Consider the following 25,520-nt stretch of genomic DNA (forward strand, 5'->3'; position numbering starts at 1 on the left):
TCGATGAAAAAAGTGTGCGGTCATCATAGCAACCGCGCCTGCGTTTCACCCATGAAAAAGCCCCGCACGAGGCGGGGCGATTAATGCGGAACACGTCGCGGGTTAGTCTCTAAACGCATCCGGGTAGGTGGTGATATCCACGCCCCACAGCATCGGCAGCAGGAAGTAGACCGCGGCCACGATCAACAGCATCGCAATGATGTTGAGCCAGAAACCGTTGCGCACCATCTCGATGATTTTGATTTTACCCGTGGCGAAGATGATCGCATTGGGCGGCGTGCCCACTGGCAGCATAAAGGCGCAGTTGGCCGCCATGGCCGCTGGCACCATCAGCACGAACGGATGAATATCGAGCGCCAGCGCCAATGAGGCTAGCACCGGCAAAATCATCGTCGCTGTGGCTGTGTTGGAGGTGATTTCGGTCAGGAACAGTACCATGCCGGCCGCCAGCAGAATCACCAGCAGGAAGTTGACGCCTTCCAGCACGCTCATTTGGCCGCCAATCCAGGAAGCCAGACCCGACGAGCCAAAGCCCGCCGCAATCGCCAAGCCACCGCCAAACAGCAGCAAGATGCCCCACGGTACGTCTTTGGCCACATCCCACCCCAGCAGGCAGCCGCCTTTGTTGGGAGAAGGAATGAGAAACAGCGCCACGGCAGCGGTAATCGCAATCATGGTGTCGTTAATGCCGGGGATCGTCAGGATCTGCCCCTGCCATAGGAACGAGCGGGTAATCCAGAAAAACGCGGCAAACAGGAACACACCGAGCACCGCCTTCTCTTCGAAGGTGATCCTACCCAGCGCTTCTTTCTCTTTGCGGATCAGCGCTCGGCCGCCCGGCAATTTGGCGAGCTTGATCGGATAAATGAAGCGTGTGAGCATCACCCAGCCAATCACCAGCAGCGTCACTACCACCGGGAAGGCAAACATCAGCCAGCCCGCGAACGAAATCTCGACACCGAACAGCTCGTTCACGATCGCCGCCAGGATTATGTTCGGCGGCGTGCCAATGAGCGTGCCCAAACCGCCTATGGTGCCCCCGTAGCCCACGCCAAAAATCAGCGACTTACTGAACTTATCAATCTCGTCGCTGTGATCTCCTTCGGTTTTTTTCAGCTCCTGGGTCACCTGGTAGACAATGGCGGTACCAATCGGCAGCATCATCATGACCGCTGCGGTATTGGATACCCACATGGACAAGAAGCCGGTGGCCGCCATGAAGCCAAAGACGATGCTATTGATGCTGGTGCCTAAAATGGAAATGATCGACAGCGCAATGCGCTTGTGCAGATCCCATTTTTCCATGGCCAGAGCGATCATGAAGCCGCCAAGGAACAGGAAGATGATCGGGTTACCGTAGGCCGCCGTCACCGTATTGCCATCCAGGGCGCCGGTAATCGGCAGCAGGATGATGGGCAGTAACGAGGTGACCGGGATCGGAATCGCTTCGGTGATCCACCAGACGGCAACCCACAGCGTGGTAGCCAGCACCATGCGCCCTTCGAAGCTCAGGTCGGCCGGATGGAAAAACAGCAAAACAAAGGCAAAGAGAGCAGGCCCGAGTACCAGGCCAATTTTTTGCGCCGTGTTGAAGGCAGGCGGACGCGGAGGCTGATTGCCTGGCTGTGCGTCAGAGGAACCACCTCGCCCAGCGCTGCCCGTGCCAGAAGTGGGCAGCGCACACATGAGGAGGTTTTTTGCTTGGTCATGGGAATGCCAAAGGGAGTCCCAGAGCGTCATCGTGGCAGTTCTGCGCATTATGAAGTACCGCTCGCAGTCAGGGTGAACGAATGGGCGCCGTACGGGCCAACCCAAGGACAAATGTGCCAGCGCGTCTGGCTTTTTTGAGGTGCCCTTTATTCACTGCCATAAGCCATTAGTCCAGTAAATTGACGGCAATTACAACCAAAGTCTAAACACTTTGGTCGTAATTATTAGCATTGGCTAAAATGTTGACCGCAGAGAATCAAGGTATACAAATCTGTTTCACTGCTCCAGGCTGAGCCCCACCCCGCTCAGGAGTTCACCCATGCTGGACCGCTTTACCATGCCCCTGACCCACCCTCCGCTACGCTGGGTCGCCCGCGCGCTTCACGCCTGCCACATCACCCCGGATCAGGTGACCCTGGCGGCCTTTCTGATCGGTATGCTGGCCCTGCCCCTGTTGGCCTTCGAGCATTATGGCTGGGCGCTGCTGGCCATCGTGCTCAATCGCATAGGCGACGGCAAGGCCTATGCCGACATGGCGACCTTGAGCGCCGCACAGCACGCTGAATCTTCCAGTGCCGCTAATCAAGCGATGAAAGCGACGTCATCCGTTTCTGTCGCCGTGGCTTGATGCACTGACCACCCAGCTTCCTACAAGGTTTACTTCGGCTTGCGCTCCCTGAGCGCAAGCCGTTTCTTTTAGTCCAGATGCTCCAACGTGACCACGATATCCTGGCGCGATACATCGATGTTCCAGAAGGTATAGCTATCGTCATCCTCATCGACCAGGCGAATATCGAAGTAAGGGCTGCGATAGCCCGTCAACGTCACCCGCTGGGTATCACCATTCATCAACACATCGCTCCCTAGCACGTCCTCTTCCCAGCTGGAAGACGATGCTGGGCTCACGTACATGTAATAGATGGTGTAGCCGGTACGATTGGTGATATCCACATAGTAATCGTCCGCCATCACGAGCGACGAGCTGCACAGCAGCAATAAAGAGAAGAGCCACACTTTGATACGCATGGGTGTATTCCTGATGTTTTTTTGGAAACCACGTTAGCGCGCCAAGCCTGCTGACGCCGAGCCCAGACGCTAATATCAGTATATCTCCGGCCCGCCATTTTCGAGATAGCCTTAGGCGCTTTTTTGCAGCCCCCCCCACAGCTTCTGCGTAGCTGATAGAATACTGCCCCTTTCAGGCACGGGCTGGCGGCTTGCCAGCTCGCGGCTCCACCGACTACTGCACCTACTATCTGCACCTACTATCTGCACCCACTACCTGAGAGTTCCGTCATGATAGCTACCGCCACTGCCCTCTTCCGACCACTGTTACAATGGGGGCTCGTACCCCAGATCGTGATGGGGATCATTGCGGGGGTGCTGCTGGCGCTACTCGCCCCTACGGTCGCCAGCGACATTGGCTTGCTGGGCCAACTGTTCATCGCCGCCCTGCAGGCCGTCGCCCCCATTCTGGTATTCGTACTGGTCGCTGCGGCTATCGCGGCACATCGCCAAGGGCAACCTACGCACATTCGTGCGGTGCTGCTTTTATATGTATGTGGAACGCTGATCGCCGCGCTGATTGCGGTGGCCGCCAGCTTCTGGATGCCGACCGAACTGACGCTGGATGCCGGCCAGGTAGACGGCAACCCGCCCAGCGACATTTTCAGCGTACTGCGTGACTTGCTGCTGAACGCGGTCACCAACCCGGTCAGCGCGCTGATGGAAGGCAACTTCATCGCCATTCTGGCCTGGGCCATTGCGCTGGGTCTGGCGCTGCGTCAGGCGGCCGATACCACGCGCCAGGCGCTGCAAGACCTCTCCAACGCCATTACCCGCATCGTGACGCTGGTGATTCGGCTGGCCCCCATTGGCATTTTTGGCCTGGTGGCGGGTACGTTGGCTGAATCCGGTATGCAGGCGCTGCTCAACTATGCCCAATTGCTGGGTGTCATCGTGGGCTGCATGCTGTTCGTCGCCCTGGTGAGCAACCCCTTGCTGGTCTATCTGGTCACTCGCCAGAATCCTTACCCCCTGGTGTTCACCTGCCTGCGCGGCAGTGCCATCACCGCCTTCTTTACGCGCAGCTCGGCGGCCAATATCCCGGTGAACCTGGAACTGTGCCGCCGCCTCAAGCTGGATGCCGATACCTACTCCATCTCCATTCCGCTGGGCGCCACCATCAACATGTGCGGCGCCGCCATCACCATTACCGTCATTACCCTGGCCACCACCCATACGCTGGGCATTGCCGTGGACTTCCCCACTGCCCTGCTGCTGTGCGTCGTCTCGGCCCTGGCGGCCTGCGGTGTGTCTGGCGTGGCCGGTGGGTCGTTGATGCTGATTCCCATGGCGGCGAGCCTGTTCGGCATTCCTACCGAAGTCGCCATGCAGGCCGTGGCAATCGGCTTCGTCATCAGCGTGGTGCAGGACTCCACCGAAACGGCGCTCAATTCGTCCACCGACGTGCTGTTTACGGCTGCCGCCTGCCGGGCGCAAGAGGCGAAGCGCGCGTAGGCGTTTGCCAGGGGGAGTGGCGGCTGACCACCGCCACTCCCCCGCACGCCCTCCCCACGACGGTTACCCACGATTTGCTCTACGACGCTCTCGTACTACCCGCTGGATGTTTTCAGCAGTCTCGCCAAACGCTCACGCTCATCCTCTTCATAAACACCAGATGCAACAGCGCCACCGATGAACAAATGGAAGCGCAGAAGCCAAAGGTACGAATGTGCCCCATACGCCGAATCAAGCGCCCGCTTACCCAGGTGCCGCAGATAAACCCGACAAAATAGCCGGACATGATGATGCCCAGCACCGCGCTGGAGAAACCTTCCGCCGTGCCCCGCAGGGTAAGCAGCGTGTTGAGCAGGCCGTTGCCCAGCAACAGAAGTGCCACACTGCGCAGTATCGATTTAACGGGGTTGAGCATGGCTAATGAATACATCGCGCTTCCTCGTAGCAGACGCGCTATAGACCATGCATGAAAGATGCCACTGGAAACCTTCTCTACGCATGACACGCCCCTGACAGAAGGTCATAATAGTTGCCAAGCTAACGTTTCCTACTGACGGCCAAGGGAGTACGCCATCGTGAACCAGTCGATCGAGCAAGCCGATACGAGCCAGCATTCCGCCCTGCGCGCCGGCTTTCAGGGCGTTCGCGAAGCCATCCCATTGCTGGGTGGCTATGTGCCCGTTTCGCTGTCGTTTGGCCTGGTCGCAACCCAGGCGGGTTTCACGACCTGGGAAGCCGCGATCATTTCGGCCCTGATCTACGCTGGCGCCTCGCAGTTTCTGTTCGTGGGCATGATCGCGGCTGGTGCGCCGCTGTGGCTGGTGGTGGCGCTGACCCTGCTGATCAACGTGCGCCATGTGGTGTATGGGCCAAACCTGGCGCCTTTGCTACCCCGTAGCCGCCACTGGCCCTGGCTGATGCACGGCCTGACCGACCAGGTATTTGCCCTGGCGCTCACCCGCCTGCCGCAGCTCCCCGAGGCCAAGCGCTTTGCCTGGTTCGTGGGCGCGTCGCTGCTGGCCTGGGGGGTATGGATCATAGGTACCATTGCCGGAGCCAGCGGTGGCGAAGCCGTCACCGCCCGCTGGCCATTGCTGGGAGAAATCATGCCCTTTGCCCTGCCTGCGCTCTTCCTCACCATGGTGGCACCGCGTTTTACCAGCAAACGCTGGGCGGCCGCCACCACTTGTACCGTGCTGGCCGCACTGGGCTTGAACCTGGCAGGCTGGAGCAATGTGGCCATTCCGCTGGCGGCGGCCTGCGGCGCTTTGTGTTTCTACACCCTGACCTTTCGCAGCCGGGAGCACACGCCATGAGCACATCGCTGTGGGTTGCCGTGGTGATATGCGCGCTGGGCACGCTATTGATGCGGGTGGTGCCCTTTCTGTGGATGCAGCGCCGCCTGGGTAGCGACACCGGCCTCAATGCCATGCCGCAGTGGCTGGTGATCCTCGGCCCGCTGATGATTGCAGGCGTGCTCGGGGTTTCCATCGTGCCCGTCAACCCCAGCCCGACCTCGTGGCTCGCCACGGCCATCGGGCTGAGCGTGACGCTGCTGGTATGGCGGCGCCTGCGCTCCCTGGGCTGGCCAGTGGCGGCGGGGGTGGCGGTGTTTGGGATGGTGGAAGTAGGATTCACCCTTCTGGGCTAGACAGATAGCAGCGTGTGGCACGCTAAGGTACTGGCGACGATTCAGGATGACCCTGCGTTTTTTGAAGAGCTGGCTTCGCACTAAAGCAATATCGACCATAAGCAAGCATCATATGGGCGAGCTCGAGGAGCTTTATATTGTCGGTAGCTGCCGAACACGCAGATCCACATCAACTGTCAAGCATGACTTGACAGTTGATCGCCCTCGAGCAGCTTACGGACCTACCACATCCATCAGCTTGGCGTAGTCTGTTACCACGTCGTACTTCACTTTATCACCGGTGACCTGCTGACTGATCTCGGCGAAGAACTTGCGAGCACATTCAATCTTGGTTTTTTCGATCTCGCGTAGTTTCATGGACGACATTGAGCCCTTGGTTTCAGCGACAAAGTAGATGTGTTTGACGTTACCTTCTCGGAATGAAATAGCCCAGTCTGGGTTGTAGTCGCCCACCGGGGTAGGAATCAGGAAGCCACGTGGCAACTTGGCATAAACTACTACCTCACTGCTGGTATCGAGTTCGGTGACAAAGCGACGCTCGATCTCAGAATCGGTGATGGCGTAGTCGTAGACGTGATTTTTGAGCTTTTGCGTGGCTCGGGAGAAGTCTTGTCCGGTTTGGTTGGCGGTGAAGATATCCACATCGTAGCGCTCGTCCACTTCATCGTAGGCCAGGCGCTCGATGACCATCGCGGCCTTCTGTTCGATGATCAACCGGGAGGCCTCGGCAATGAAGTGTTCAGGGTTTTGCCGGAACTGTTGGAACACGGCGGGTTGAATGCCTTGCAATATGTTGGCGGTCGTCTGGCGGGTCAGCTGCGCATTCTCGGCCACCTTGCCGAGCAGGTCATAGCGGACCCGCGAGTGGATTGAATCACCATACTCCGTTGCGGTTTCCTCGACCTTGAAGCCATCGCCTTTCTTCAATTGCTCATCTGTCAGGCCATCCAGCTGGATGCCCTTTTGCACGGTGTATTGAAGCGGGGTGACGCGCAAGCTCTTGTCCAGGGCTGCGATGCACTTGCGCACCAGCTCGTCCGAGTCAAATTCGACACGGTACACTGCTTTGCGATTGATCCTTTGCCATAGCGCCTGGAATTCCTTCTTGTCAAAGTTGGCGTTGAGGGGGTTCGTTTTCGGTTTGCGACCATCTTCGATTTTAGGCAGCTGGGCATCGCTGAATACGCTGTCGATCAAGTCAAAAACTTGATCAGCATAAGGCTTCAGGTCATCCGGTAGCTCAGCCACTGTTCCGCTGTCTTTTGCATCGTGGTATTTGTCCAGAATATTTTTCTGACGATCAACGTATCCGTTCTGCACCAGGTAGTATTCGATACCTGACGCCATGTCGTCACTGACAGTGACAAGGCCGCCTTCAGTACTCATTACTTTGCCGCTGAAGAACGCCGCAGTGGCCTGGCGGGGCCGTGCACTCAGAGTGTCGCTGATCTCTAGCTGTAAACCGGCAACAAAATCCTTGTAACTCTCACTGGCAATCACGGTCAGCACGTTGATGGTGTGCACCACAGCAGGGTTATCCATACGGTCACCGTGCTGATCCACCGACAGGCGCAACCCGCGCCCTACCTCCTGACGCCGTGAGATGGTGTTGTCGCTGTGTTTGAGCATGCACATAACAAAGACGTTGGGATTATCCCAGCCTTCGCGCAGGGCCGAGTGAGAGAAGATAAAACGCGTCGGCTCCTGGAAGGACAGCAAGCGCTCCTTGTCCTTCAAAATCAGGTCGTAGGCATCCACATCGTCAGAATCAACGGAACGAGCCCCAACAGCCGGATCTTTCAGGCGGTTGGTCTTCTTGTCGATGGAGAAATAACCGTTGTGCGTGGCTGCCGGTTCGATGCCGTCCAGGTACTGCCGATAGGCTTCATTATCGATCGCCAGCTCAGATAAATATTCGTCCTTTAGCAGCTGATACTCTTCTTCGAAAATACGGGCATACTCGCCCTGCTCATCCGGCTGGGCATAGTCGCGGTACTTGGCCACCTCGTCGATAAAGAACAGCGACAGCACCTTGATGCCCTGGGCAAACAACTGCTTTTCCCGATCCAGGTGGGCCTTGATGGTTTCACGAATCTGAATACGCCGGATGTCTCGCTCGGACACATCGCCGTTGGCTTCACCGGCCTTCAATACGAGCCCATTGGTAAACTCCACGGTGTCGGTGGTGGCGTCGATCTGACTGATGGTGAAGCCGTCACGGTATTGGTCCAGCTCTCCGGACTCGGCAAACAGATCATCGCGGAACTGCAGGCGGCGGAGCTGACGCTTGATCTCACCGGACTTCAGCTTCACTTCCAATTCAATACGGGCTACTGGAGCCTGCCTGGATATGTCGATACCTTCCAGATACAGGTAGGCATTGGTGCCAGCCAACCCCCGCGCCTGAATACCACGCACGGCGATCTTTTTGACCAGTTTCTGGTTGTAGGCATCCAGCGCATCCAGGCGGTGAATACGGTTGTGCTGGGTTCGGTGTGTGGCCGAATAACGCAGGATCATCAGCGGCTTGAACCGGGGTAAAGCTTCCATGGTGGCTTTGCCCTCCATCTTCTGCGGTTCATCCAGAATCAGGATGGGCCGGTTGGCGGCGATCACATCGATCGGCTTGCGCGACTGAAAATCGTCCAGCTCATCGTAGATACGTCGGTTGTCTGCGCCTCGGGCGTTGAAAGCCTGAATATTCATCACCATCACATTGATGCCGGCATCCGACGAGAAGCTCTCCAACTCATGCAGTCGCTTGGAGTTGTAGATGAAGAATCGCGCCTTCTTGCCATAACTCTCGGTGAAGTGTTCAGCGGTGATCTGTAGTGACTTGTATACCCCTTCACGGATGGCAATGGACGGCACCATGATGATGAACTTGCTCCAACCATAGCGCTTGTTCATCTCGAAGATCGTCTTGATGTAGCAGTAGGTCTTACCGGTGCCGGTCTCCATCTCCACGTCCAGGTGGATGCGCGTAGCCGCCAGAGCATCCTTTTTGTAAGCCGCCTTGACGGGCACCCGATTGCCCTTGTTGTCGAAGGTGGTGAACTCGGTCAGCGAGGTTACCACCGGCAGGTTCTGGCGGCGTTGGACCGTCTGGACGTTTTCCAATACCTGGGCTTCGCTGAGCACCAGATCAGCGTTTCTGAAGCCATCTTCGTCGAAGGCGCTGGCTTGGGAGTGCTGACCCGGATCGATCCGGTAGGTCAGACCATCGAGCAGGGGCTGACCGGCAAAGCAGTCGACCACGGACTCCACGGCGTGGGTCTGGTAGGCCTGGGTTTTAAACTTCAGCTTCATGGCATTCTCTTTCTGCATTCTTTCTGCAAGGCTTTCTGCACGTCGTCATGCAGAAAGAACCGAGGGCGGCGCTCAACGCTGCCCGCCCTTGTCGCCCTTACGTGTGGGTGACTTCAGTTGCTTCAGCTTCTTTTCTGCCTCGACGAAGTGCTTTTCCACCTCTGAAGGCTGCTGCAGCCTTTGCTCGCGGAATTTCTCGAACTCCTGATGCGCCTTGTTCACCGCTTGCTGGTTACTGATGCTACCTGCATGGGTCAGCAGCTCACGCCCTGTCATGGTCAGGAATTGATCCAGTCGCTGCTGCCAGTCGGCCATCGTCATGGGCTGGCGGTTGAGCGCTTGCACCTCAGCCAATTCCAGGTAGGCATTGACGATGCGGTTCAGGATATTGAGCTCTTCTTCATTCAGGTAATTCTTGGCAACCTCGATATCACGCTTCAGCAGGTTCTTGCCCGGAAAGTTGGTGACACCCATGTTGGGTGAACTGGCATCAGCACGCTGGAAAATCAGTTCAGAGGCCGTATGCCCATGAGCCGCCCAGTGCATCTTGTTCTGCACCTGTTTAAAGAACAGCTGGGTTTGCTCCGCCTTGGGGTCGTAGTCCGTGCTGGTGGCGTAGATATCCAACACCTTGCGCCAGAATACCTTTTCAGAGCTGCGGATATCGCGGATACGCGCCAGCAGCTCTTCAAAATAGCGGTCGTTCTGCGGCTCCTTGAGGCGCTCATCATCCATGACAAAGCCTTTGATGATGTATTCCTTGAGGCGCTCGGTAGCCCAGATCCGGAAGCGGGTAGCGATGGCACTTTTGACCCGGTAGCCAACGGCAATGATCATGTCCAGATTGTAGAAATCCCGCTGACGGCTGACCTCGCGGCTACCCTCGAGCTGAACTGACAAGAATTTCTTGTGAGTTGCCTCCCGCTCCAGCTCGCCCTCAGCGTAGACGTTCTGAATATGGCCGCTGATATTCTGCTGGGTGGTCTGAAACAGCTCGGCTAGCTGGTTCTGGGTCAGCCACAGGGTTTCATCCTGCAAGCGCACCTCAAGCCGCAGCCGGCCTTCGGCCGCCTCATACAGCAGGACATCCCCTGTGCTACCGGGCTGATCAGCACCTTGGTTCATAGCGCACGGACCTCGGTGCTGGGCGACAGCTGACGGAAGATCTGCTCGACGTTGATCTTCACCGCATCGGAGACAAAGCCATTGTCACGGAACACCACCCGCAGTGGTTCATGCTTGGCCAGCTCCTTGACCAGCTCTTCGGTAATATCAGTATCGAAGCAGGCGACCAGGGCATTGTCATCGACGAAGAACACTGTTTTGCCTTGCAGGGATTCGCGGCGAATCGGCAGGGTCAGATCCACACCCCAGTCCACCAGCACCTGGAACAGCAGATCTTCCGGCGTTCGGTCGGGTTTGACGTTGTCCACGGCTTCCAACAAATCGCCTTGGGACAGCTGATCGGGGCGGTAGTAGATGTCCTTCATGTTAGAGGTGTCGACCTTGAGCACGCGGAAGCCCACATCGCGGTTCCAGTCGGGGTGACAATCACTTTCAAGGATCTTTTGTCCGGCACGGCGAATACGTTCTTTGCTAATATCGGCGATTGATCCATAGCCAGCTTTAAATGCATCGGACTTCTCATCGCACGGCTCTGGGAGTTGCACCATAATAAACTTGCGTCTTCCACCATCCTCAGAGTTTAGCTGCATGACCGCATGTGCTGTGGTAGACGATCCCGCAAAAAAATCCAAAACCAAATCGTTGTTATGGGTGGCATGCTGAAGGCAATATTTAATCAATCCTATTGGTTTTGGAGTATCAAAAAATTTCTTTCCGAAAAGACTTTTAAGCTCCAGCGACCCAGTTTCGTTCGCAAAACCATTGCCGCTCCATACAGTTTTAGGCTTTATTCTTTTTTCCCCATTTTCTCCTTCGGCATAATCAATCTGAAAAATATCGTATCTTTTATTTGCACCCACGGTGCGAGCACATAGCTCAGATATTCTTTCCGCGGATGTCTCTCTTCCCCAGCGCCACCGACCATCCTCTCCATCGGAGAGAAGAGGGAGCACCTCTATGCTGTGTTGTTCAGACTTCTGAAGCGAAACAGAGTTATCCAAGGGGTTCACATAGAAAGGATAGTGCATTTTAGGCCTGTCTATCCTTTTAGCACTATCACCCCGCTTCCTCAGTCCTTGCAATCTGTACCTTCTTCCATCTGGAGTAGTCTCTTGATACTCCTTTAAGTATTCATCTGGAAGAGGGACACCTAGCGATATAAAATTCTTCTTTTGATAAGCGAGCAAATAATTGTGGGCCGTGGCATAGTATTTATCATCACTACGCCCTTTCAAATTGCTCACAGCGGTTATTAACCCAATTCTATTTTCTGCACCAAAAATCTCGTCACAGACCTTGCAAAGGTTGTCGACCTCTACATCATCAATGCTGATGAAAATAACCCCGTCATTTGCCAGCAAGTTTTTTGCTAGCTTTATTCTTGAGTAAATCATAGAGATCCAATCCGAATGAAACCTTCCGTTGGCATTTGTATTTGCCACCAAGCGATTTCGAGATTCGTCCATCTGGTTAGATCTTTGCAAAAATGCTTCTGTATCCTCAGAAAAATCGTCGTCATATATGAAGTCATTGCCCGTATTGTAAGGTGGGTCAATGTAAATCATCTTAATTTTTCCGAGGTAGGTCTCTTGAAGCAGCTTCAAAGCCTCTAGATTGTCACCTTCAATGAATATGTTTTCTGTTTGTTCAAACTGAGAGCTTTCATCTAACGTCGGCCGAAGCGATTTCGCAATAGGCGCATTTGCTAGCGCCAACGCCTCTCGTTTCCCTGGCCAGTCCAACCGATACCGTTCCTGCGTCCCATCCACAATCGAATCACTTAGCTCCTGGCGCAGCTGATCAAAATCAACAGCGAGGCGCAATTTCCCTGTTGCCTCATCCCGTGCCTCGGTCACGCAGCCGGGGAACAGCTCACGAATTTTGGCAATATTGTCCTGACTCAGATCAGGACTGTGCATTTTGAGTTTGTCCACGGAAATATACCTCTTGAATTCTTTTCTCAGGTTCTGATATGGCTATACGCGAATACGTACCGGTACCCTGGCATCCAAGCGAGCCTTGATTTGTGTATAAAGTTGCGCGGATAAATTCTGCTTATCGCGGAGACTTACCAGAAGTGAGTAACTTTCTTCGCTATCACATAGACTTTCGCCCCATGGAAAATCATTACGAGTGACTACAACAAACAGTTTTTTATTGCGTAATGCGGAGTTGGAATTGAATTGAAAAAATTTCCAGGAATCAGCTTGGACTGTTCCCTTGCTTCGGGCAGTCTGCCCAATAGTCGCCCCGGCTAGTTCCTTGATGCTTTGATAGTCATCCTTCTTCGTTGCCTTATTAAACATAGTAGTGACATGCTCAAGGTCTCGCGCTGCAACCAATTTAAAATCAATGCGTGTGGCGCGATACTTTATTCGTGTTGAGCGAACAGGCGGCGCGTAGGCCAATGCGACCGCAATTTCCCGAAGACGCTTCTTTCCGCCGCTGGTGAAGTCAGGCGGCACCGGGATTTCATAAAAATGGTGCCGCTTGTTTTCGATCCTGCTCTCCGTAATGAGGGTGACAGCATTTTCACTGGACCGCTTCAGCGCAGTTTCATCCACCTCACCATAGCCACAAACCCGGCTAAGCGCTTTGTTCTTTTCAAAGAGGTGCTGACTGGCCTGTGGTATAGCTGCGTTCAGGCAGAGTTGCGCGCGGATGAAATTGGCTGTGGCATCCGGGTGTTCGTGGAGTATGGATGCTGCCAGATGAGCCACCTGGGGAGCTGCCATGCTGGTCCCAGCATCCACCTGAAAAGGTCTTCCATCAGCAAACTGCAGGCCTGTGGATACAACCCCAAGGCCAGTTAGGCCGTCCAGTAATGCGTAGTTAGCTCGCGCGTGTATCGCCCAGTTTCCGCCGTGTGCTACCAATTCTGGTTTGATAGCACCATCTACTGAGTGGCCATTGCGAGTAAAAGGGGATGGCTGGCCCGCTTGCGCAATTGGTATTTCCGCCGGGTCGAGTGGATAACGTTGACTGTTATAAGTTTGAGTATGTCTAACCAAGCTACCTACGGTAAGCGCGTTCAATGCAGGGGCTGGTTCAATAACCCGCCAACTTTCATTTAGCAGATATTCTGGGTATTGGTCGCGCCATTCCAGGCCATCTGGTGAGCCTTCACCAATCCGATGATTTCCCGATGATACGACAAACAGCACCCCAAGCTCACGAGAAAGGGTGTCCAACGTGACCGAAAGTCCTTTCAGGTGCCCTCCAAAGTAAGGCTTGTTGGAATCACCAAATGACAAGTTGAACACCTTGCAACCATGCTCGGTAACGAAGTGTCGAACGGCTTCTTCTATGTGGTTTTCTACAAAGCCTGTGGTGTTCTCATTGCTTCTGTCGAGAATCCGACCACTGTACAGGCGTAAGGTCGGTGTAAAGGCTCCCGCACGAAGATGCTTTTCAAAATCACCATAGAGCGCCAAGCCCGCAACGTGGGTGCCGTGCCCATTCTCGTCGTGCGGGCCTTCGCCCGGTAGAAAGCTTGCTGTGTTGGCTACGGCTGCTTTCAATAAAGGGTGACCATCGGCAATGCCGCTATCTAGCACTACAACACCCGGCGCCTGGGCTGGCGGTGCCTGCACTTCTGGGAATTGCTGAATATCTTGGAACACTATCGAGCGCTCCAGCGCAAAGCTTGGCAGTAGGTCGATTGATCGAATATCGCGATGGTGGAGCAATGACTCAGCCTGAGCGGCTGTACAGCGTAAACGGTAAAGAGTCAGCTCAGGTTTTTTGACCTGGTCAAGCTTCTCAATCCTTTGTTCTGATAACCAGCTATCAAACTTATCCCAGGCTTGTTGTCTGGCATCAGGCCTATCTTCTAGAGGCCAGATTTCGACGTCCAAAAGAAAATCTTCATCATCAGGAAAACCGTGCTGCTTCAGTGCCCAACTTTTACGATCTTCCGGGCTCCAACCATCCACACTTTGTAATGCGTAAATGACTTCTTTATTGGTGACATATCCCCCGGATGCCATGCTGGCAAGACGAGCTTCAAACTGTGCCATCGCCGCATTGGTAGCGAAGCCTATGATGACGGTTTCGTCTTCCTGGCTGACAACTTCTATTTCCGTGGAAATTTTTCTTAGGTCGTCAGGGTTAAACCCTTTCTGAACTGTGAACCGAAAGAGTTTACGTTCATCAAAACCACCGATATCTTCGCTAGCTTCTCTCGTTGCATTAGCTAGCTTTCCGAGTAGCCCTCTTCCATGAGAAGGTACATCGTCCGGTGGAGCGGTGCGCGGGTTCCCCCCAGGACGCTTTTCGTTAACTGGTGCTTCTCGTTGAATGTTCAGATGCGGAAAGGTTTCTTCCATGACGACTTAGTTTCCTTGCATGCGAGCTCTGCGAGCATCTTCGCGACGAATAGCCGATTGAAGGTGCCTTTCGCTGAGAAATTCTTTACCTGTTAGCACCATGTCTTTTGCTGCCCGACGTAACACACGTTCCACATCAGCATGGCTCATGCCCTTGAAAAGACTCGTTATGCGTGCATCGTCAATATCAAACTCACGACGCAACCCGCGGAGCTTGATGGACAATAATCGACGTAACTGCTCCAGATTTGGAGACTCGAAGACCAGCACTTCGTCAAAGCGGCGCCAGATTGCCGTATCAAGGATGCGCTCATGGTTAGTCGCCGCGACCAGAATGCTCTTTCCCTCGTAGGCATCTAGCATCTGTAGGAAGGCATTGACGACACGCTTCAGCTCACCATGCTCAGCAGTATCTGCGCGCTCTTTAGCCAACGCATCGAACTCATCGAACAAAACAACCATCGGTGTAATGGCAATGAAGTCAAAAACCTGACGCAAATTTGAGGCGGTTTCACCCAACAGCGAAGACACCACGCTATCAATGCGCACGATTGCTAGAGGTAGTCCCAGTTCGCTGGCCAGAACCTCTGCTGTCAGCGTCTTTCCACAGCCAGGCGGGCCGCAGAACAGTAATCGGTCAGCTGGGTGCAAGCCATAGCTATGCAGGGCTTCAGCTCGATGATGCTCTTGCAATAGCTCGTTTAGCAAAGAAGCGTTTTCATCCGACAACACGACATCTTCGATGCGTCGGACGGGTTCACTGATCTGCAAAAGCGGGATATTGCGTTCTTTATCTTTTGGGACGCGATCACTTAAGAACGTATTAGCCGCTCCGGTGGCATTGCGACGACCATAAAGAATTCTTTCAAGGTCGTTGGCCAGAAGATGATGCTTTCTTGCACGCTCTTCTTGGATCAGTTGTTCAGAAGCCCGTTTGAAGGCTTCGAGATTGCCCTCTGTGCCTGATTTTACAAGCTGCCGGAGAAGTTTGCCGGTGGCCATAGTTGCTCCCCTACAGGGTAATTTCGAAAATAGTCAACAAACTCGTTTATTTTAGCCTTTCAAGCTCAGCTTTCATTCGCCGCAATTCTGCATTCATTTCAACCTTGCGATTAAACTGCTTCTCACGCTTCAACCGAGCTGCGACCTTGTCTATTTCCCGTTGCCTAGCCCGAAGCTGCTCTACGCGCCCCACCGCGTCAGCTAAAGACTCCTCTGACCGTGCAGGTATGGGCATCATGTGAAGCAACAGTTGTTCGTAAAGCCCGTTCATATCCAGTGCCACCGGCAAGGACTGACGTGGAGTGTCGCGCGGACACCAGTTTGTCTCAAGGTAATTACCCACTATCGAAATGTCCGCATCACTTTTGGGTTTCTGCGCGGGCCGCTTGTAAGCTGCTGCTAGCTTGATGCGGCCACCCTGTACCAGCTCAAAGATCAGCGGAAATGGAATGGCACGGTCGATGGCCTTGAGTACGTCCTGGTCCAGACTAGCCCCCTTGAGGTTGAGACGAAACACCTGGATTTCTGCCACCGCAGGCGTGGCTGGCAGATTGACCGTTTCCGGGGCCAGTTTGTAGGCCCAGTTGATCTGCTCCACCTGCTGGACAAAGCGTTCCTTAAGAGCGGTACTGACGGTGGCGTGCTCGTAGATCTTGCTCTTGGGCACCACGCGGCCGAAGGCCGCCTGTTTCGGCCAGGCAAAGAGGGTCATGCGGTGCTGCCCTCGATGACCAGAAACGCAATCAGTTCAAAATCATCCAGTCCCTGGATGGTGGTGGTCAGTGCCGTGGTGCGGCCGCCGCCAAACAGGCTGTCGATGTCCTTTTCTTCCTTCACCTCGATCATGCTGCGAATGGCCTGGCTGAGCAGGTCGGAGTAGGGCTGCATATTGCGCCCGTCCTGGGTGCGCTCGTTGAACAGCTGGCACAGGGCGCGGATGGGTTCATCCTTGCCCTTGCAACTACTGCGGATCAGGTCGAGCAGGCGCTTGACTTCGGTATGGTCGGCAATCACTTCACCGTCGTTCCCGATATACACCAGGTAATAGGGGTGCAGACGGTTCTGCTGATTGACGTTGACGCTTTCGTGGATGTTCCTCAGGGCGAACATAACACCAGGCAGTAAGCCGACGCCCGGTTGCGCCGGAACGATGGCGTGCATGCCGAAAGGCACGTTATCCAGCTCGCCGTTGGCTTTCACATAATTCAGCAGGTCCATGCGAAAGTCGTTCAGGCCCAGATCGGTGATCGAGATGCCGGCCTTGACGTCTTCCAGCTCGATGACTTCATTTTGCAGGCGCTTGAGCTGCTCCTTGCGATAGGCAATATCACTGGATTTGGCGGTGAGCACGTTGTCATCACCGGTGGCAGTGACATCGGCGATCACCATGCGATTTTCTACCCGCTCCTTGAGGTTGATGTATTCATCCAGGCTGATATCCGGCCAGTAGTTGACCAGCTGGATTTGCTGGTTGGGTGAACCGATACGGTCGATGCGGCCGAAACGCTGGATGATGCGCACCGGGTTCCAGTGAATATCGTAGTTGATCAGAAAATCGCAGTCCTGCAGGTTCTGGCCTTCTGAAATGCAGTCGGTACCAATCAGAATATCCAGCTCGCCGGGCTCATCCGGCAATACGACGTCCTTTTCCTTGGAGCGTGGCGAGAACAGGGTCAACAGACTCTGAAAGTCGTAGCCTTTTCGCAGGGTCGACTTGGGGGCATCAGATCCTGTCACCTTGCCAACATGCAATCCGCGCTTCAAGGCCATCGGCGCAAGGTTGTCATACAAGTAATTGGCGGTATCGGCAAAGGCTGTGAAGATCAGCACCTTGCGATTGCCGGGGTTCAGCGGCCGGTCGATCTTGTCGTTGATCAGTGTGAGCAGGTGTTGCAGCTTGGTGTCATCCGCTGGGGCTACCTTGCGCATGGACTCCAACAGGTTGTCGATCAAGGCCAGGTCTGCTGCCAGGTCGTGACGCCAGGAAGGCAGGTCCATATCCGCCAGACTGATCTGGACTTTTTTGCCTACGGTAAACTCGTCCAGGCCCGAGAACTCTTCATCATCTCTATCAAAGACACCGAGATCATCCAGATAATCACCTACCTGATCGGCTTTGCCGCTGGACTCGAAGGCGTCGATGGCTTCCAGCGTGCGAGTAATGTTGCCGCTGAGCGACGCCAGTGTCAGGCGGAAAGCGGCTACTGAGCTTTCCAGGCGTTTGAGCAGGTTGGTGGTCATCAGGGCCTGCAGGCTGCGTTCACGGTCGGCCTGGCGCAGCTTGCCTTTGCCACCTTCTACCTGGGTATCGTACAGCTCTTCGTACTTGCGCAACCGGCTGGGCAGGATGTAACTGATGGGGGCGTAGACCGAGAGCTTGAGCACCGATAACTGGCTGAAAATCTCGTTGAGGTCAGCCACATCCTGACGTTCAGTAATCGGGCAGTGGAACGACAGCGGCTTGCGGCGCTCGGGGAAGTGACCAATGTCTGTGGTGTCGTAAAAGGTCTGGATATGCTTGCGCGAGCGGGCAATGGTGACCGAGTCCAGCAGCTCGAAGAAGTCGAAGTCCAGGGCTTTGAGGATGGACGCCGCTGTGCGCTGCTCCGGGGGCAAGTCCGACCAGGCGTTGAAGGCCTTCTGTGCCCGGCGGAAAATCTCTTCTACGCTGGTGTTGGTTTTCAGATGCTTGCCCAGGGCATCGGACTCACCCTCATAGGCCAGCGCCAACTGGTTGCGTAGATCGATAAAGCGGTTATTGACCGGCGTGGCAGACAGCATCAGCACCTTGGTTTTCACCCCGGCGCGGATAACCTTGTTCATCAGCTTCTGGTAACGGGTTTCACGGTCCTTGTAGACATCGTTATTGCGAAAGTTGTGGGACTCGTCGATTACCACCAGGTCATAGTTGCCCCAATTGACCCGGTTCAAGGGCATGCCAAAGGACTCGCCCGAGGTGCGGGACAGATCCGTGTGGCAGAGCACGTCATAGTTGAAGCGGTCTCTGGCGAAAATATTGGTGGTCAGGTTGCTGTTGTAGTTGCGCCAGTTGTCCGCCAGCTTCTTCGGGCATAGCACCAGGACCTTTTTGTTGCGCAGCTCGTAATACTTGACCACGGCCAGGGCAGTGAAGGTTTTGCCGAGGCCTACGCTATCGGCCAGGATGCAGCCGTTATAGGTTTCCAGCTTGTTGATGATGCCGGTGGCTGCGTCCTTCTGGTAGTTGAACAACTTGTTCCACACCAGGGTATCGCGATAGCCAGTCAGCTCATTCGGCAGCACGTCTTCGTCAACATCTTCCAAAAAATCCCGGAAGATGTTGTAGAGCATGATGAAGTAGATGCGCTCGGGGGAGTTCTCCTGGTAGACCGATTCGATATGGTCGCAAATCGCCGAGGTAACATCTTCTACCTTGCTTTTGTCATTCCATATCTGCTCGAAGAGGTGCAGATACATCTGTGTGTGGGCAGGCTCGTCCATGCAATTGACGAAATTGGACACGGCATCGCCCTGCTGATACCCCAGATCGACAGCCGTAAAACCGTTGACAGGCATGTAGGCCGTCGCTTTGCCTTCTCCTGCGACGTGTATAAAGGGTTGCATCGGAGATTTGGTTTTATTGGATCGGAAAGTGGCTTTTTGACGAATCCATTGGGCACACTCTCGAGCGACTGCCCGCTGGGTGAGCTTGTTACGCAACTGAATTTCAAATTCGGTGCCATATAGGCCATTTTCACGCTGAGACTTGGGAATAAAGAATTCCCGACGTTCCTTCTTCTGCCGATCCGTGACGTCGTTGGGTACAAAGGTGGGCGCGGTGAAGATGAACTGCAGACTTTCCACTCCCGTCAGCTCTTTCTTCAGCGCTTCGAAGGCATAGATGGAGAAACAGGAAGCGGCAATTTTCAAACGGGCGCCACGCGTAACGCTTGTTTTCAGGTCATCGCCCAAAAGACGGTTGATGTTATCGAGCATTTCCACTGTCTTCACCGTATGGGTCGATTTCGAGACATTGGCGACTATTCGTCACGCCCATCACTAACGCACTAAATATTCATTGCCGTTAGACAGTAATAAAAATGAGTGAAGATATAAATAGAAGGGAGCTAAAACATGGCAAAAGGAGCCAGAAATCAATAAATCGCTATCGAGGAAAAGCAGAACCTTTAGAAATGGTGGGCCCAGTAGGACTTGAACCTACGACCAAGGGATTATGAGTCCCCTGCTCTAACCAACTGAGCTATAGGCCCGAAAAGCGTGCATATCATAGCGAATGTGTGGGGGCACGGCTACCCCTTGGGGCGCTATCTTGTGGTGGGGCGGCACTTTTTCGGGCAGGCTGCGATACCTGACATGATGCGGTTGCCTGCGGGCCTTCGGGCACTAATCGGCGCGGCCGGGGTCTGCTGATGACTGCTTCTATGGAGACACGCTGTGAAAGCCTTGATTGCTCTTTTTCCGCTGCTGCTGGCGCTGCCCGTTCAGGCCGACTGGCAGTTGGACCCTGCCCAATCGCAGGTGCGGGCGTCCATTACCCAGTTGGACGGTAGCGCGCCGCAAACTCATCATCATCACGTGAGCAATTTGCAGGGCGATATCTCCCCCGATGGCACGCTGCGCCTGCCGCTCCGGCTGAGCCAGACCGACCTGCTGCAACGCCTGGGTGACCTGCCGCCGTGGGTGGGCCTGCTGGCCAATACACCGCTGGTGACGCTGGTGGCGCAGATGCCGCCCGAGCGCCTGGACCGCCTGGACATGGGCGAGGAACTGGTGGAAACCCTGACCTTTCGAGTCCAGACCGACCGGCTGACCCAGGAGGAAGCGGTGCCGCTGCGCTTTACCCGCGTCGGGCTGAACGAAGTAAGGGTCACCCATGCCGAACCGATGGCGCTGGATGGCAATGCCCTGATGGCCAACAGCACGCTACGCACGGTGCTTTCCCTGCTGGGCTATCAGCAAATCGATGAGCATGTGCCGGTGACCCTGAACGCGCTGTTGGTGAACCGCTAAACGCAAGCGCCGCCCATAGGGCGGCGCTTGAGTAAGTGGCAAGTGACGGCCTAACGGCCCAGCACTTCCACATCGCCCGCCTGGGCGGCCCCGGTTTGTACCCGCCACTGGGCAGCGTAGTGGCCGTCAGCGTCTAGCAGGCTGGCATGGGTGCCGCGCTCGGCCACTTGGCCTTTTTCGATCACGACGATTTCATCGGCATGCACGATGGTGGACAGCCGGTGGGCAATCATGATGACCGTACGCCCGTGGGCAATGCGCTTCAGCGAGCGCTGGATTGCCGCTTCGGTTTCGTTGTCCACGGCGCTGGTGGCTTCGTCCAGCACCAGAATGGGCGGGTCCTTGAGCAGCGCCCGGGCCAGGGAAAGGCGCTGGCGTTGGCCGCCGGAAAGGCGCACGCCCCGCTCCCCCACCGGGGTGTCCAGCCCCTGGGGCAGCGTCTCGATAAAGCTCCAGGCTTCTGCGGTTTTGGCGGCCTCGATGATGGCGGCTTCGTCGGCATCGGGCATGCCGTAGGCGATGTTGTCGCGAATACTGCCCTCGAACAGGTACACGTCCTGGCTGACCAGGCCGATGGCCTGCCGCAGCGAATGCATGCTGACCTCGGTGATGGGCTGGCCATCGACCAGCACGCGGCCACTGGCAGGGTCGTAGAAGCGCAGCAGCAGCTTGATCAACGTCGACTTACCCGACCCCGTGGCCCCCACCAGGGCCAGCGTGGTGCCCGCCGGAACGTGCAGGTCTACCCCGTTCACGCCTACCTGGCTGGCCTCGTACTGGAAGCTTACCGCTTCGAAACGCACCTCGCCTTTCACCGGTGCGGCCAATGCCTGAGTGCTGTCGTCTTTCACCGTGATGGGGACTTCCAACAAGTCCAGGATACGCTTGGTGCTGGCCATGGCGCGTTCGAACAGGTCGATGACCTGGGCCAGCCCGGTCAGTGGCCAGAGCAGGCGCTGGGTCAGGAACACCAGCACGCCGTAGGCGCCTACGTTGAGGCTGCCGTTGAGCGCCATCATGCCGCCCACGGTGAAGGTGGCCAAAAAGCCCGCCAGAATGGCCATGCGGATGACCGGAATAAACGCCGAACTGACCCTGATCGCCTGACGGTTGGCATCTACATAGGCTTCACTGGCGCTGCGCAGGCGTTCGGCCTCACGGGCTTCGCTGGTGAAGCTCTTGATGGTGGCAATGCCGCTCAGGTTGTTGGAGAGCCGGCTGGAAAGGTCGCCCACTTTTTCACGCACCTCGCTGTAGAGCGGCCCCGCCTTGCGCTGGAAAAAGAACGCTCCCCAGATGATCAGCGGGATAGGCGTGAAGGCCAGCAGCGCAATCAGCGGGGAAAGCACGAAGAACACGGCCCCCACCGCCACCACGGTCACTCCCACCTGAATCAGCGCGTTGGCGCCGCCGTCCAGAAAGCGCTCCAGCTGGTTGACGTCATCGTTCATGGTGGCCACCAGTTGGCCGGAGCTTTTCGATTCGAAAAACGCCATATCAAGCCGCTGGGCGTGCTCATAGGTATCTTGGCGCATATCCGCTTGCAGCCGCTGGGCCAGGTTGCGCCACAGCACCTGGTACAGGTACTCGAATAGCGACTCCCCCGCCCAGATAAAGAAGGTCAGCACCGCGAGGATGGCGATCTGCTCGTGCGGGGTTTCGAACCCCAGACGGGCCACGAAGCTGTTCTCCTGGTTGACCACCACATCGATGGCGACACCGATGAGAATTTCCGGGGCAATATCGAACAGCTTGTTGATGATGGAGCAGATCGTGGCGGTGATAATCTGCCGCCGATAGCCTTTGGCATAGCGCAGCAGGCGCATTAAGGCGTGAAAGCTTTGATTGACGGACGCTTTGTCAGCGGGGGTCGGGGAAGAAGCCACATCAATTCCTTTTACGTTGTTATCTAGGGTGGTTATCCGTCGACACGTTACGCGGGTTGGCTCGCCCGCCGCACGTTGGCAAGCAAAGGGCTGCCGGTATCGGGGTCGAGCAGCAGCGTGCACTCTACCTGATACAGCTCCCGCACCAGCGCAGGCGTCACCACCTCAGCGGGCGCACCCTGGGCAACAATCTGCCCGTCGCGCATGGCAATCAGGTGGTCGGCGTAGCGGCAGGCGCTGGCCAGGTCGTGCAGCACCATCACCACGGTGCGGCCATGGCAGGCCAGCGTGCGCACCAGCTCGAAGACTTCGATCTGGTGGCCCAGGTCTAACGCAGAGGTGGGCTCGTCCAGCAGCAGCAGCGGCGTTTGCTGGGCAATGGTCATGGCGATCCAGGCGCGCTGGCGCTGCCCGCCCGAGAGAGCTTCCAGCGGCCGGTTGGCCAGCGCTTCCAGGCCTGCGGCGGTCAGCGCGTGCTGCACGACCTGCTGGTCTTCCGCCGACCATTGACGTAGCCACCCCTGGTGGGGCTGGCGGCCAAAGCGAATCAGCTCGGTGACGGTGAGCCCCTCGGGGGCCACGGCTTCCTGAGGCAGCAGCGCCAGTTGGGTGGCGAGCTGGCGCGTGGGCAGGCGCTGAATGTCGTGGCCATCGAGCAGTATGGCGCCACCATCAGGCTTATGCAGCCGGGCAAGCCCCGAGAGCAGCGTGGATTTACCACAGCCGTTGGGGCCAACGATGGCCGTCACCTTGCCGCTGGGCAGCTCGACGCCCAGCTCCTTGATCACCTGGCGTTGGCCATAACTCATGCTGAGCGCGTCGGTGGCCAGGGTGGGTAAACCGGGGGCAGTGCTCATGGGCGACTCCGTTGCGGGCGCATTAGTATCCAGAGTAGCCAGGGGCCACCCACTACGGCGGTAACAATCCCCACGGGGATCTCGATGGGGGCAAACAGCGTGCGGCCCGCTAAATCGGCCAGCACCATCACCAGCGCCCCCGCCAGCGTAGCGGCTAAAATGGGCACATGGCGGGCGCTGGAGAGCGAACGGGCGATTTCAGGGCCAATCAGCGCCACCAAGCCCACCGGCCCCGCCACGGCAACCGCTAGCGCAGTGAGCACCACTGACAGTAACAGCACCTGCAGCCGCCGCGCTTTCACCGCGGTGCCTAAGCCACTGGCGATGGCATCCTTAAAGCGCAGCAGCGTGAGCGAGCGGGCCAGCGCCAGCGCGGCCACCAGCCCAAGCGCCAGGCCAATGCCCAGCAGCTGTACCGCGCTTGCCGGGCGGGCATTGAGGGAACCGACGGTCCAGGGGTAGGCGGCGTTGGCGGTATCAATCGCTACCCGCGCCAGCATCAGCTGCGTGACCGCACCGAACACCGCACCCACGCCAATGCCCGCGACGATAAAGCGGTAGCCCTGGGTGCCGCTGCCTGCGGCCAAGCCAAAGGTGAGTACGGCGGCGGTGGTCGCCCCCGCCAGCGCCATGGCGGGCGGGGCGATGCCTACCCCCAAGCCAACAATCGAGGCCACCGCAAAGGCGGTGGCACCGTTATCGATACCGATGATGCCGGGGGTCGCCAAGCGGTTACGGGCCAGGGTTTGCATTAATACCCCGGCCAGCGCAAACGCAGCCCCGGTGAAGCAGGCGGCGATCAGGCGCGGCAAGCGCAGCTGCTGCACCATAAACGCGGTCATGCTATCGCCCTGCCCTATTAAGGAAGCCACCACCACATTGGGGGAAAGCGTCACGCTGCCCAGGCTTAAATAGAGCACGCAGGCGGCCAGCAGCGCGGCGCTAAGCCCTATATTTACTGCCACGGCGCGTTTTTCCAACAGCACGCTCACCCCATAACGAGGCAGCGCGGCGCGCCAGTAGCCCTGCGGGGCAGCCACCGCCTGGGCACTCACCTCTTCTTGATAAGCGGTGGATGTGCGGGGCATTGCCACACCGCTCATCGACTGTTTTGCCGTCATTTTCATAGCATCAGATAACCAAAGAGAGTGCGTTAGAGCATCGGCAGGCGCTTGGCCCGCACCACCGCAATCAGCACCGGCGCACCGCATAGCGCGGTGAGTACGCCCAAGGGCAGCTCGGAGGGAGCAACGACGACACGGGAGATAATATCGGCGGTAAGCACGATCAGTGGGCCAATGGGCAGACAGAACCAGAGCGTGCGGCGAATATCCGGCCCGGCGATGGCCCGCGCCACAAAAGGCACCACCAGCCCCACAAACGCAATCGGCCCGGCAATAGCGGTGGCCGCGCCGACTAATAGCGCCACGCAGCCCACCGCCAGCCAGCGAATCAGCCCAGGGTGGTGCCCTAAACCGCTGGCGGCCCGCTCCCCTAGCGCCAGCGCGGCCAGCGGCCGGGCAATCAATACAACGCCCACCCCTGCGACCAGCAGGCTGGGCAGTACGGCCCATAAATCGTCTAGCCGCCTACCGGCCAAGCTGCCCACCACCCAAAAGCGAATCTCATCGGCGGCACGCTGGTCGTAGAGCAACATCAGTGCACTAAGCGAACCAAGCAGCCCCGAAAACGCGGCACCGGCCAGCACCAAGCGCACCGGGTCGCTCCCCACACCGCGCAGCCGCGCCACGCCGAGCACGCACACGCAGCCGATCAGCGCCCCTAACTGGGCCACGGGAATGCGTAAAGTGGACGCGCTGGCCCCTAATACCAGCGCCAGGGAAACAGCAAACGCAGCGCCAGCGCTCACGCCCAACAAGCCCGGCTCGGCCAGCGGGTTGCGTGAAACCGCTTGCAGCAGCGCCCCCGCTACGCCCAGCGCAACGCCAACGGCAATACCAATTAGAGTGCGAGGGGCGCGCAGCTCCCAGACGATAAAACGCGCTTCCGCGTGATCACTACCGCTTAGCAGCCCCAGCACTTGGCGGGGGCCAACGCTGCCTGCGCCTATCAACAAACTAACGACGCTCACCGCCACAAGGGCGGTGAGCAGAATCAGCAT

General features: G+C 56.8%; 19 protein-coding genes and 1 tRNA gene. 5 read left to right on the forward strand and 15 right to left on the reverse strand.

The features are described from left to right. Window positions 1–102 precede the first annotated feature (102 nt). On the reverse strand, window positions 103–1,686 hold the full coding sequence (locus tag RVM27_RS04495) for an SLC13 family permease (RefSeq protein WP_498957459.1): 1,584 nt from the start codon (window positions 1,684–1,686) through the stop codon (window positions 103–105). A gap of 343 nt (window positions 1,687–2,029) precedes the next feature. Between RVM27_RS04495 and RVM27_RS04500 the strand changes: the two genes are divergently transcribed. Beyond that, window positions 2,030–2,338 carry a hypothetical protein gene (locus tag RVM27_RS04500; protein WP_498957460.1) on the forward strand — a complete coding sequence of 103 codons (309 nt, stop codon included), beginning with the start codon at window positions 2,030–2,032 and terminating at the stop codon, window positions 2,336–2,338. Between the two features lie 68 nt (window positions 2,339–2,406). On the opposite strand, the gene RVM27_RS04505 is transcribed toward RVM27_RS04500, so the two are convergent. Continuing rightward, complete coding sequence (locus RVM27_RS04505) at window positions 2,407–2,736, reverse strand: hypothetical protein (protein WP_039175695.1); 330 nt, start codon at window positions 2,734–2,736, stop codon at window positions 2,407–2,409. 270 nt (window positions 2,737–3,006) lie between these two features. Here RVM27_RS04505 and sstT point away from each other — a divergent pair, with 270 nt between their 5' ends. Further along, window positions 3,007–4,230, forward strand: a complete 1,224-nt coding sequence (gene sstT / locus RVM27_RS04510) for a serine/threonine transporter SstT (protein WP_498940466.1) — start codon at window positions 3,007–3,009, stop codon at window positions 4,228–4,230. A gap of 112 nt (window positions 4,231–4,342) precedes the next feature. Here sstT and RVM27_RS04515 read toward each other — a convergent pair whose 3' ends face one another. Then, a complete protein-coding gene (locus RVM27_RS04515; protein ID WP_498940464.1) occupies window positions 4,343–4,660 on the reverse strand; it encodes a hypothetical protein in 318 nt (105 codons plus the stop codon). Window positions 4,661–4,805: 145 nt separating this feature from the next. Here RVM27_RS04515 and RVM27_RS04520 point away from each other — a divergent pair, with 145 nt between their 5' ends. Continuing rightward, entirely contained in the window at window positions 4,806–5,546 is a 741-nt protein-coding gene (locus RVM27_RS04520) for an AzlC family ABC transporter permease (RefSeq protein ID WP_498940462.1), read from the forward strand. Further along, window positions 5,543–5,881: an AzlD domain-containing protein gene (locus RVM27_RS04525; RefSeq protein ID WP_498940460.1), complete on the forward strand. Its 339-nt coding sequence runs from the start codon at window positions 5,543–5,545 to the stop codon at window positions 5,879–5,881. The genes RVM27_RS04520 and RVM27_RS04525 overlap by 4 nt, the downstream gene beginning before the upstream one ends. A 213-nt stretch (window positions 5,882–6,094) precedes the next feature. Here RVM27_RS04525 and RVM27_RS04530 read toward each other — a convergent pair whose 3' ends face one another. From RVM27_RS04530 to RVM27_RS04565, 8 genes are all read right to left on the reverse strand, one after another. Continuing rightward, complete coding sequence (locus RVM27_RS04530) at window positions 6,095–9,190, reverse strand: type III restriction-modification system endonuclease (protein ID WP_498957461.1); 3,096 nt, start codon at window positions 9,188–9,190, stop codon at window positions 6,095–6,097. 72 nt (window positions 9,191–9,262) lie between these two features. Then, entirely contained in the window at window positions 9,263–10,315 is a 1,053-nt protein-coding gene (locus RVM27_RS04535; RefSeq protein ID WP_498940456.1) for a virulence RhuM family protein, read from the reverse strand. Next, complete coding sequence (locus RVM27_RS04540; protein ID WP_498940454.1) at window positions 10,312–12,249, reverse strand: site-specific DNA-methyltransferase; 1,938 nt, start codon at window positions 12,247–12,249, stop codon at window positions 10,312–10,314. The genes RVM27_RS04535 and RVM27_RS04540 overlap by 4 nt, the downstream gene beginning before the upstream one ends. A 42-nt stretch (window positions 12,250–12,291) precedes the next feature. Further along, window positions 12,292–14,643 (reverse strand): S8 family peptidase, encoded by a 2,352-nt coding sequence (locus RVM27_RS04545; RefSeq protein WP_052509940.1) that lies wholly within the window; start codon window positions 14,641–14,643, stop codon window positions 12,292–12,294. Window positions 14,644–14,649: 6 nt separating this feature from the next. Further along, window positions 14,650–15,645, reverse strand: coding sequence for an AAA family ATPase (locus tag RVM27_RS04550; RefSeq protein ID WP_044629534.1), 996 nt, complete (start codon window positions 15,643–15,645; stop codon window positions 14,650–14,652). Window positions 15,646–15,691: 46 nt separating this feature from the next. Beyond that, window positions 15,692–16,357: a DUF4391 domain-containing protein gene (locus RVM27_RS04555; RefSeq protein ID WP_172416413.1), complete on the reverse strand. Its 666-nt coding sequence runs from the start codon at window positions 16,355–16,357 to the stop codon at window positions 15,692–15,694. Beyond that, window positions 16,354–19,620 carry a helicase-related protein gene (locus RVM27_RS04560; RefSeq protein ID WP_498957462.1) on the reverse strand — a complete coding sequence of 1,089 codons (3,267 nt, stop codon included), beginning with the start codon at window positions 19,618–19,620 and terminating at the stop codon, window positions 16,354–16,356. The genes RVM27_RS04555 and RVM27_RS04560 overlap by 4 nt, the downstream gene beginning before the upstream one ends. A gap of 198 nt (window positions 19,621–19,818) precedes the next feature. Beyond that, a tRNA-Ile gene (locus RVM27_RS04565) sits at window positions 19,819–19,895 on the reverse strand. Window positions 19,896–20,079: 184 nt separating this feature from the next. On the opposite strand from RVM27_RS04565, the gene RVM27_RS04570 reads away from it, so the two are divergent. Beyond that, window positions 20,080–20,655, forward strand: a complete 576-nt coding sequence (locus RVM27_RS04570) for a hypothetical protein (RefSeq protein WP_039175667.1) — start codon at window positions 20,080–20,082, stop codon at window positions 20,653–20,655. A gap of 50 nt (window positions 20,656–20,705) precedes the next feature. On the opposite strand, the gene RVM27_RS04575 is transcribed toward RVM27_RS04570, so the two are convergent. The 4 genes from RVM27_RS04575 to RVM27_RS04590 form a co-directional block, all read right to left on the reverse strand. After that, complete coding sequence (locus tag RVM27_RS04575) at window positions 20,706–22,481, reverse strand: ABC transporter ATP-binding protein (RefSeq protein ID WP_498957750.1); 1,776 nt, start codon at window positions 22,479–22,481, stop codon at window positions 20,706–20,708. A 107-nt stretch (window positions 22,482–22,588) separates the two neighbouring features. After that, entirely contained in the window at window positions 22,589–23,398 is an 810-nt protein-coding gene (locus RVM27_RS04580) for an ABC transporter ATP-binding protein (protein WP_498957463.1), read from the reverse strand. Then, the gene (locus RVM27_RS04585; RefSeq protein ID WP_287808751.1) at window positions 23,395–24,486 is read right to left on the reverse strand and encodes a FecCD family ABC transporter permease; all 1,092 of its coding nucleotides are present in this window, start codon (window positions 24,484–24,486) and stop codon (window positions 23,395–23,397) included. The genes RVM27_RS04580 and RVM27_RS04585 overlap by 4 nt, the downstream gene beginning before the upstream one ends. Before the next feature lie 65 nt (window positions 24,487–24,551). After that, entirely contained in the window at window positions 24,552–25,520 is a 969-nt protein-coding gene (locus RVM27_RS04590) for a FecCD family ABC transporter permease (RefSeq protein ID WP_498940448.1), read from the reverse strand.

The sequence above is a fragment of the Halomonas sp. KM007 genome, assembly GCF_050709225.1.
GTDB lineage: Bacteria > Pseudomonadota > Gammaproteobacteria > Pseudomonadales > Halomonadaceae > Vreelandella > Vreelandella hamiltonii.

Excerpts from the sequence above, each read along its gene's own strand:
- RVM27_RS04545 (WP_052509940.1), bottom strand. The coding sequence starts at position 14,643 with ATGGAAGAAACCTTTCCGCATCTGAACATTCAACGAGAAGCACCAGTT.
- RVM27_RS04560 (WP_498957462.1), bottom strand. The coding sequence starts at position 19,620 with ATGCTCGATAACATCAACCGTCTTTTGGGCGATGACCTGAAAACAAGC.
- RVM27_RS04525 (WP_498940460.1), top strand. The coding sequence starts at position 5,543 with ATGAGCACATCGCTGTGGGTTGCCGTGGTGATATGCGCGCTGGGCACG.
- RVM27_RS04500 (WP_498957460.1), top strand. The coding sequence starts at position 2,030 with ATGCTGGACCGCTTTACCATGCCCCTGACCCACCCTCCGCTACGCTGG.
- RVM27_RS04590 (WP_498940448.1), bottom strand. The coding sequence starts at position 25,520 with ATGCTGATTCTGCTCACCGCCCTTGTGGCGGTGAGCGTCGTTAGTTTG.
- RVM27_RS04575 (WP_498957750.1), bottom strand. The coding sequence starts at position 22,481 with ATGCGCCTGCTGCGCTATGCCAAAGGCTATCGGCGGCAGATTATCACC.
- RVM27_RS04585 (WP_287808751.1), bottom strand. The coding sequence starts at position 24,486 with ATGCCCCGCACATCCACCGCTTATCAAGAAGAGGTGAGTGCCCAGGCG.
- RVM27_RS04555 (WP_172416413.1), bottom strand. The coding sequence starts at position 16,357 with ATGACCCTCTTTGCCTGGCCGAAACAGGCGGCCTTCGGCCGCGTGGTG.
- sstT (WP_498940466.1), top strand. The coding sequence starts at position 3,007 with ATGATAGCTACCGCCACTGCCCTCTTCCGACCACTGTTACAATGGGGG.
- RVM27_RS04580 (WP_498957463.1), bottom strand. The coding sequence starts at position 23,398 with ATGAGCACTGCCCCCGGTTTACCCACCCTGGCCACCGACGCGCTCAGC.
- RVM27_RS04515 (WP_498940464.1), bottom strand. The coding sequence starts at position 4,660 with ATGTATTCATTAGCCATGCTCAACCCCGTTAAATCGATACTGCGCAGT.
- RVM27_RS04550 (WP_044629534.1), bottom strand. The coding sequence starts at position 15,645 with ATGGCCACCGGCAAACTTCTCCGGCAGCTTGTAAAATCAGGCACAGAG.
- RVM27_RS04530 (WP_498957461.1), bottom strand. The coding sequence starts at position 9,190 with ATGAAGCTGAAGTTTAAAACCCAGGCCTACCAGACCCACGCCGTGGAG.
- RVM27_RS04495 (WP_498957459.1), bottom strand. The coding sequence starts at position 1,686 with ATGTGTGCGCTGCCCACTTCTGGCACGGGCAGCGCTGGGCGAGGTGGT.
- RVM27_RS04505 (WP_039175695.1), bottom strand. The coding sequence starts at position 2,736 with ATGCGTATCAAAGTGTGGCTCTTCTCTTTATTGCTGCTGTGCAGCTCG.
- RVM27_RS04535 (WP_498940456.1), bottom strand. The coding sequence starts at position 10,315 with ATGAACCAAGGTGCTGATCAGCCCGGTAGCACAGGGGATGTCCTGCTG.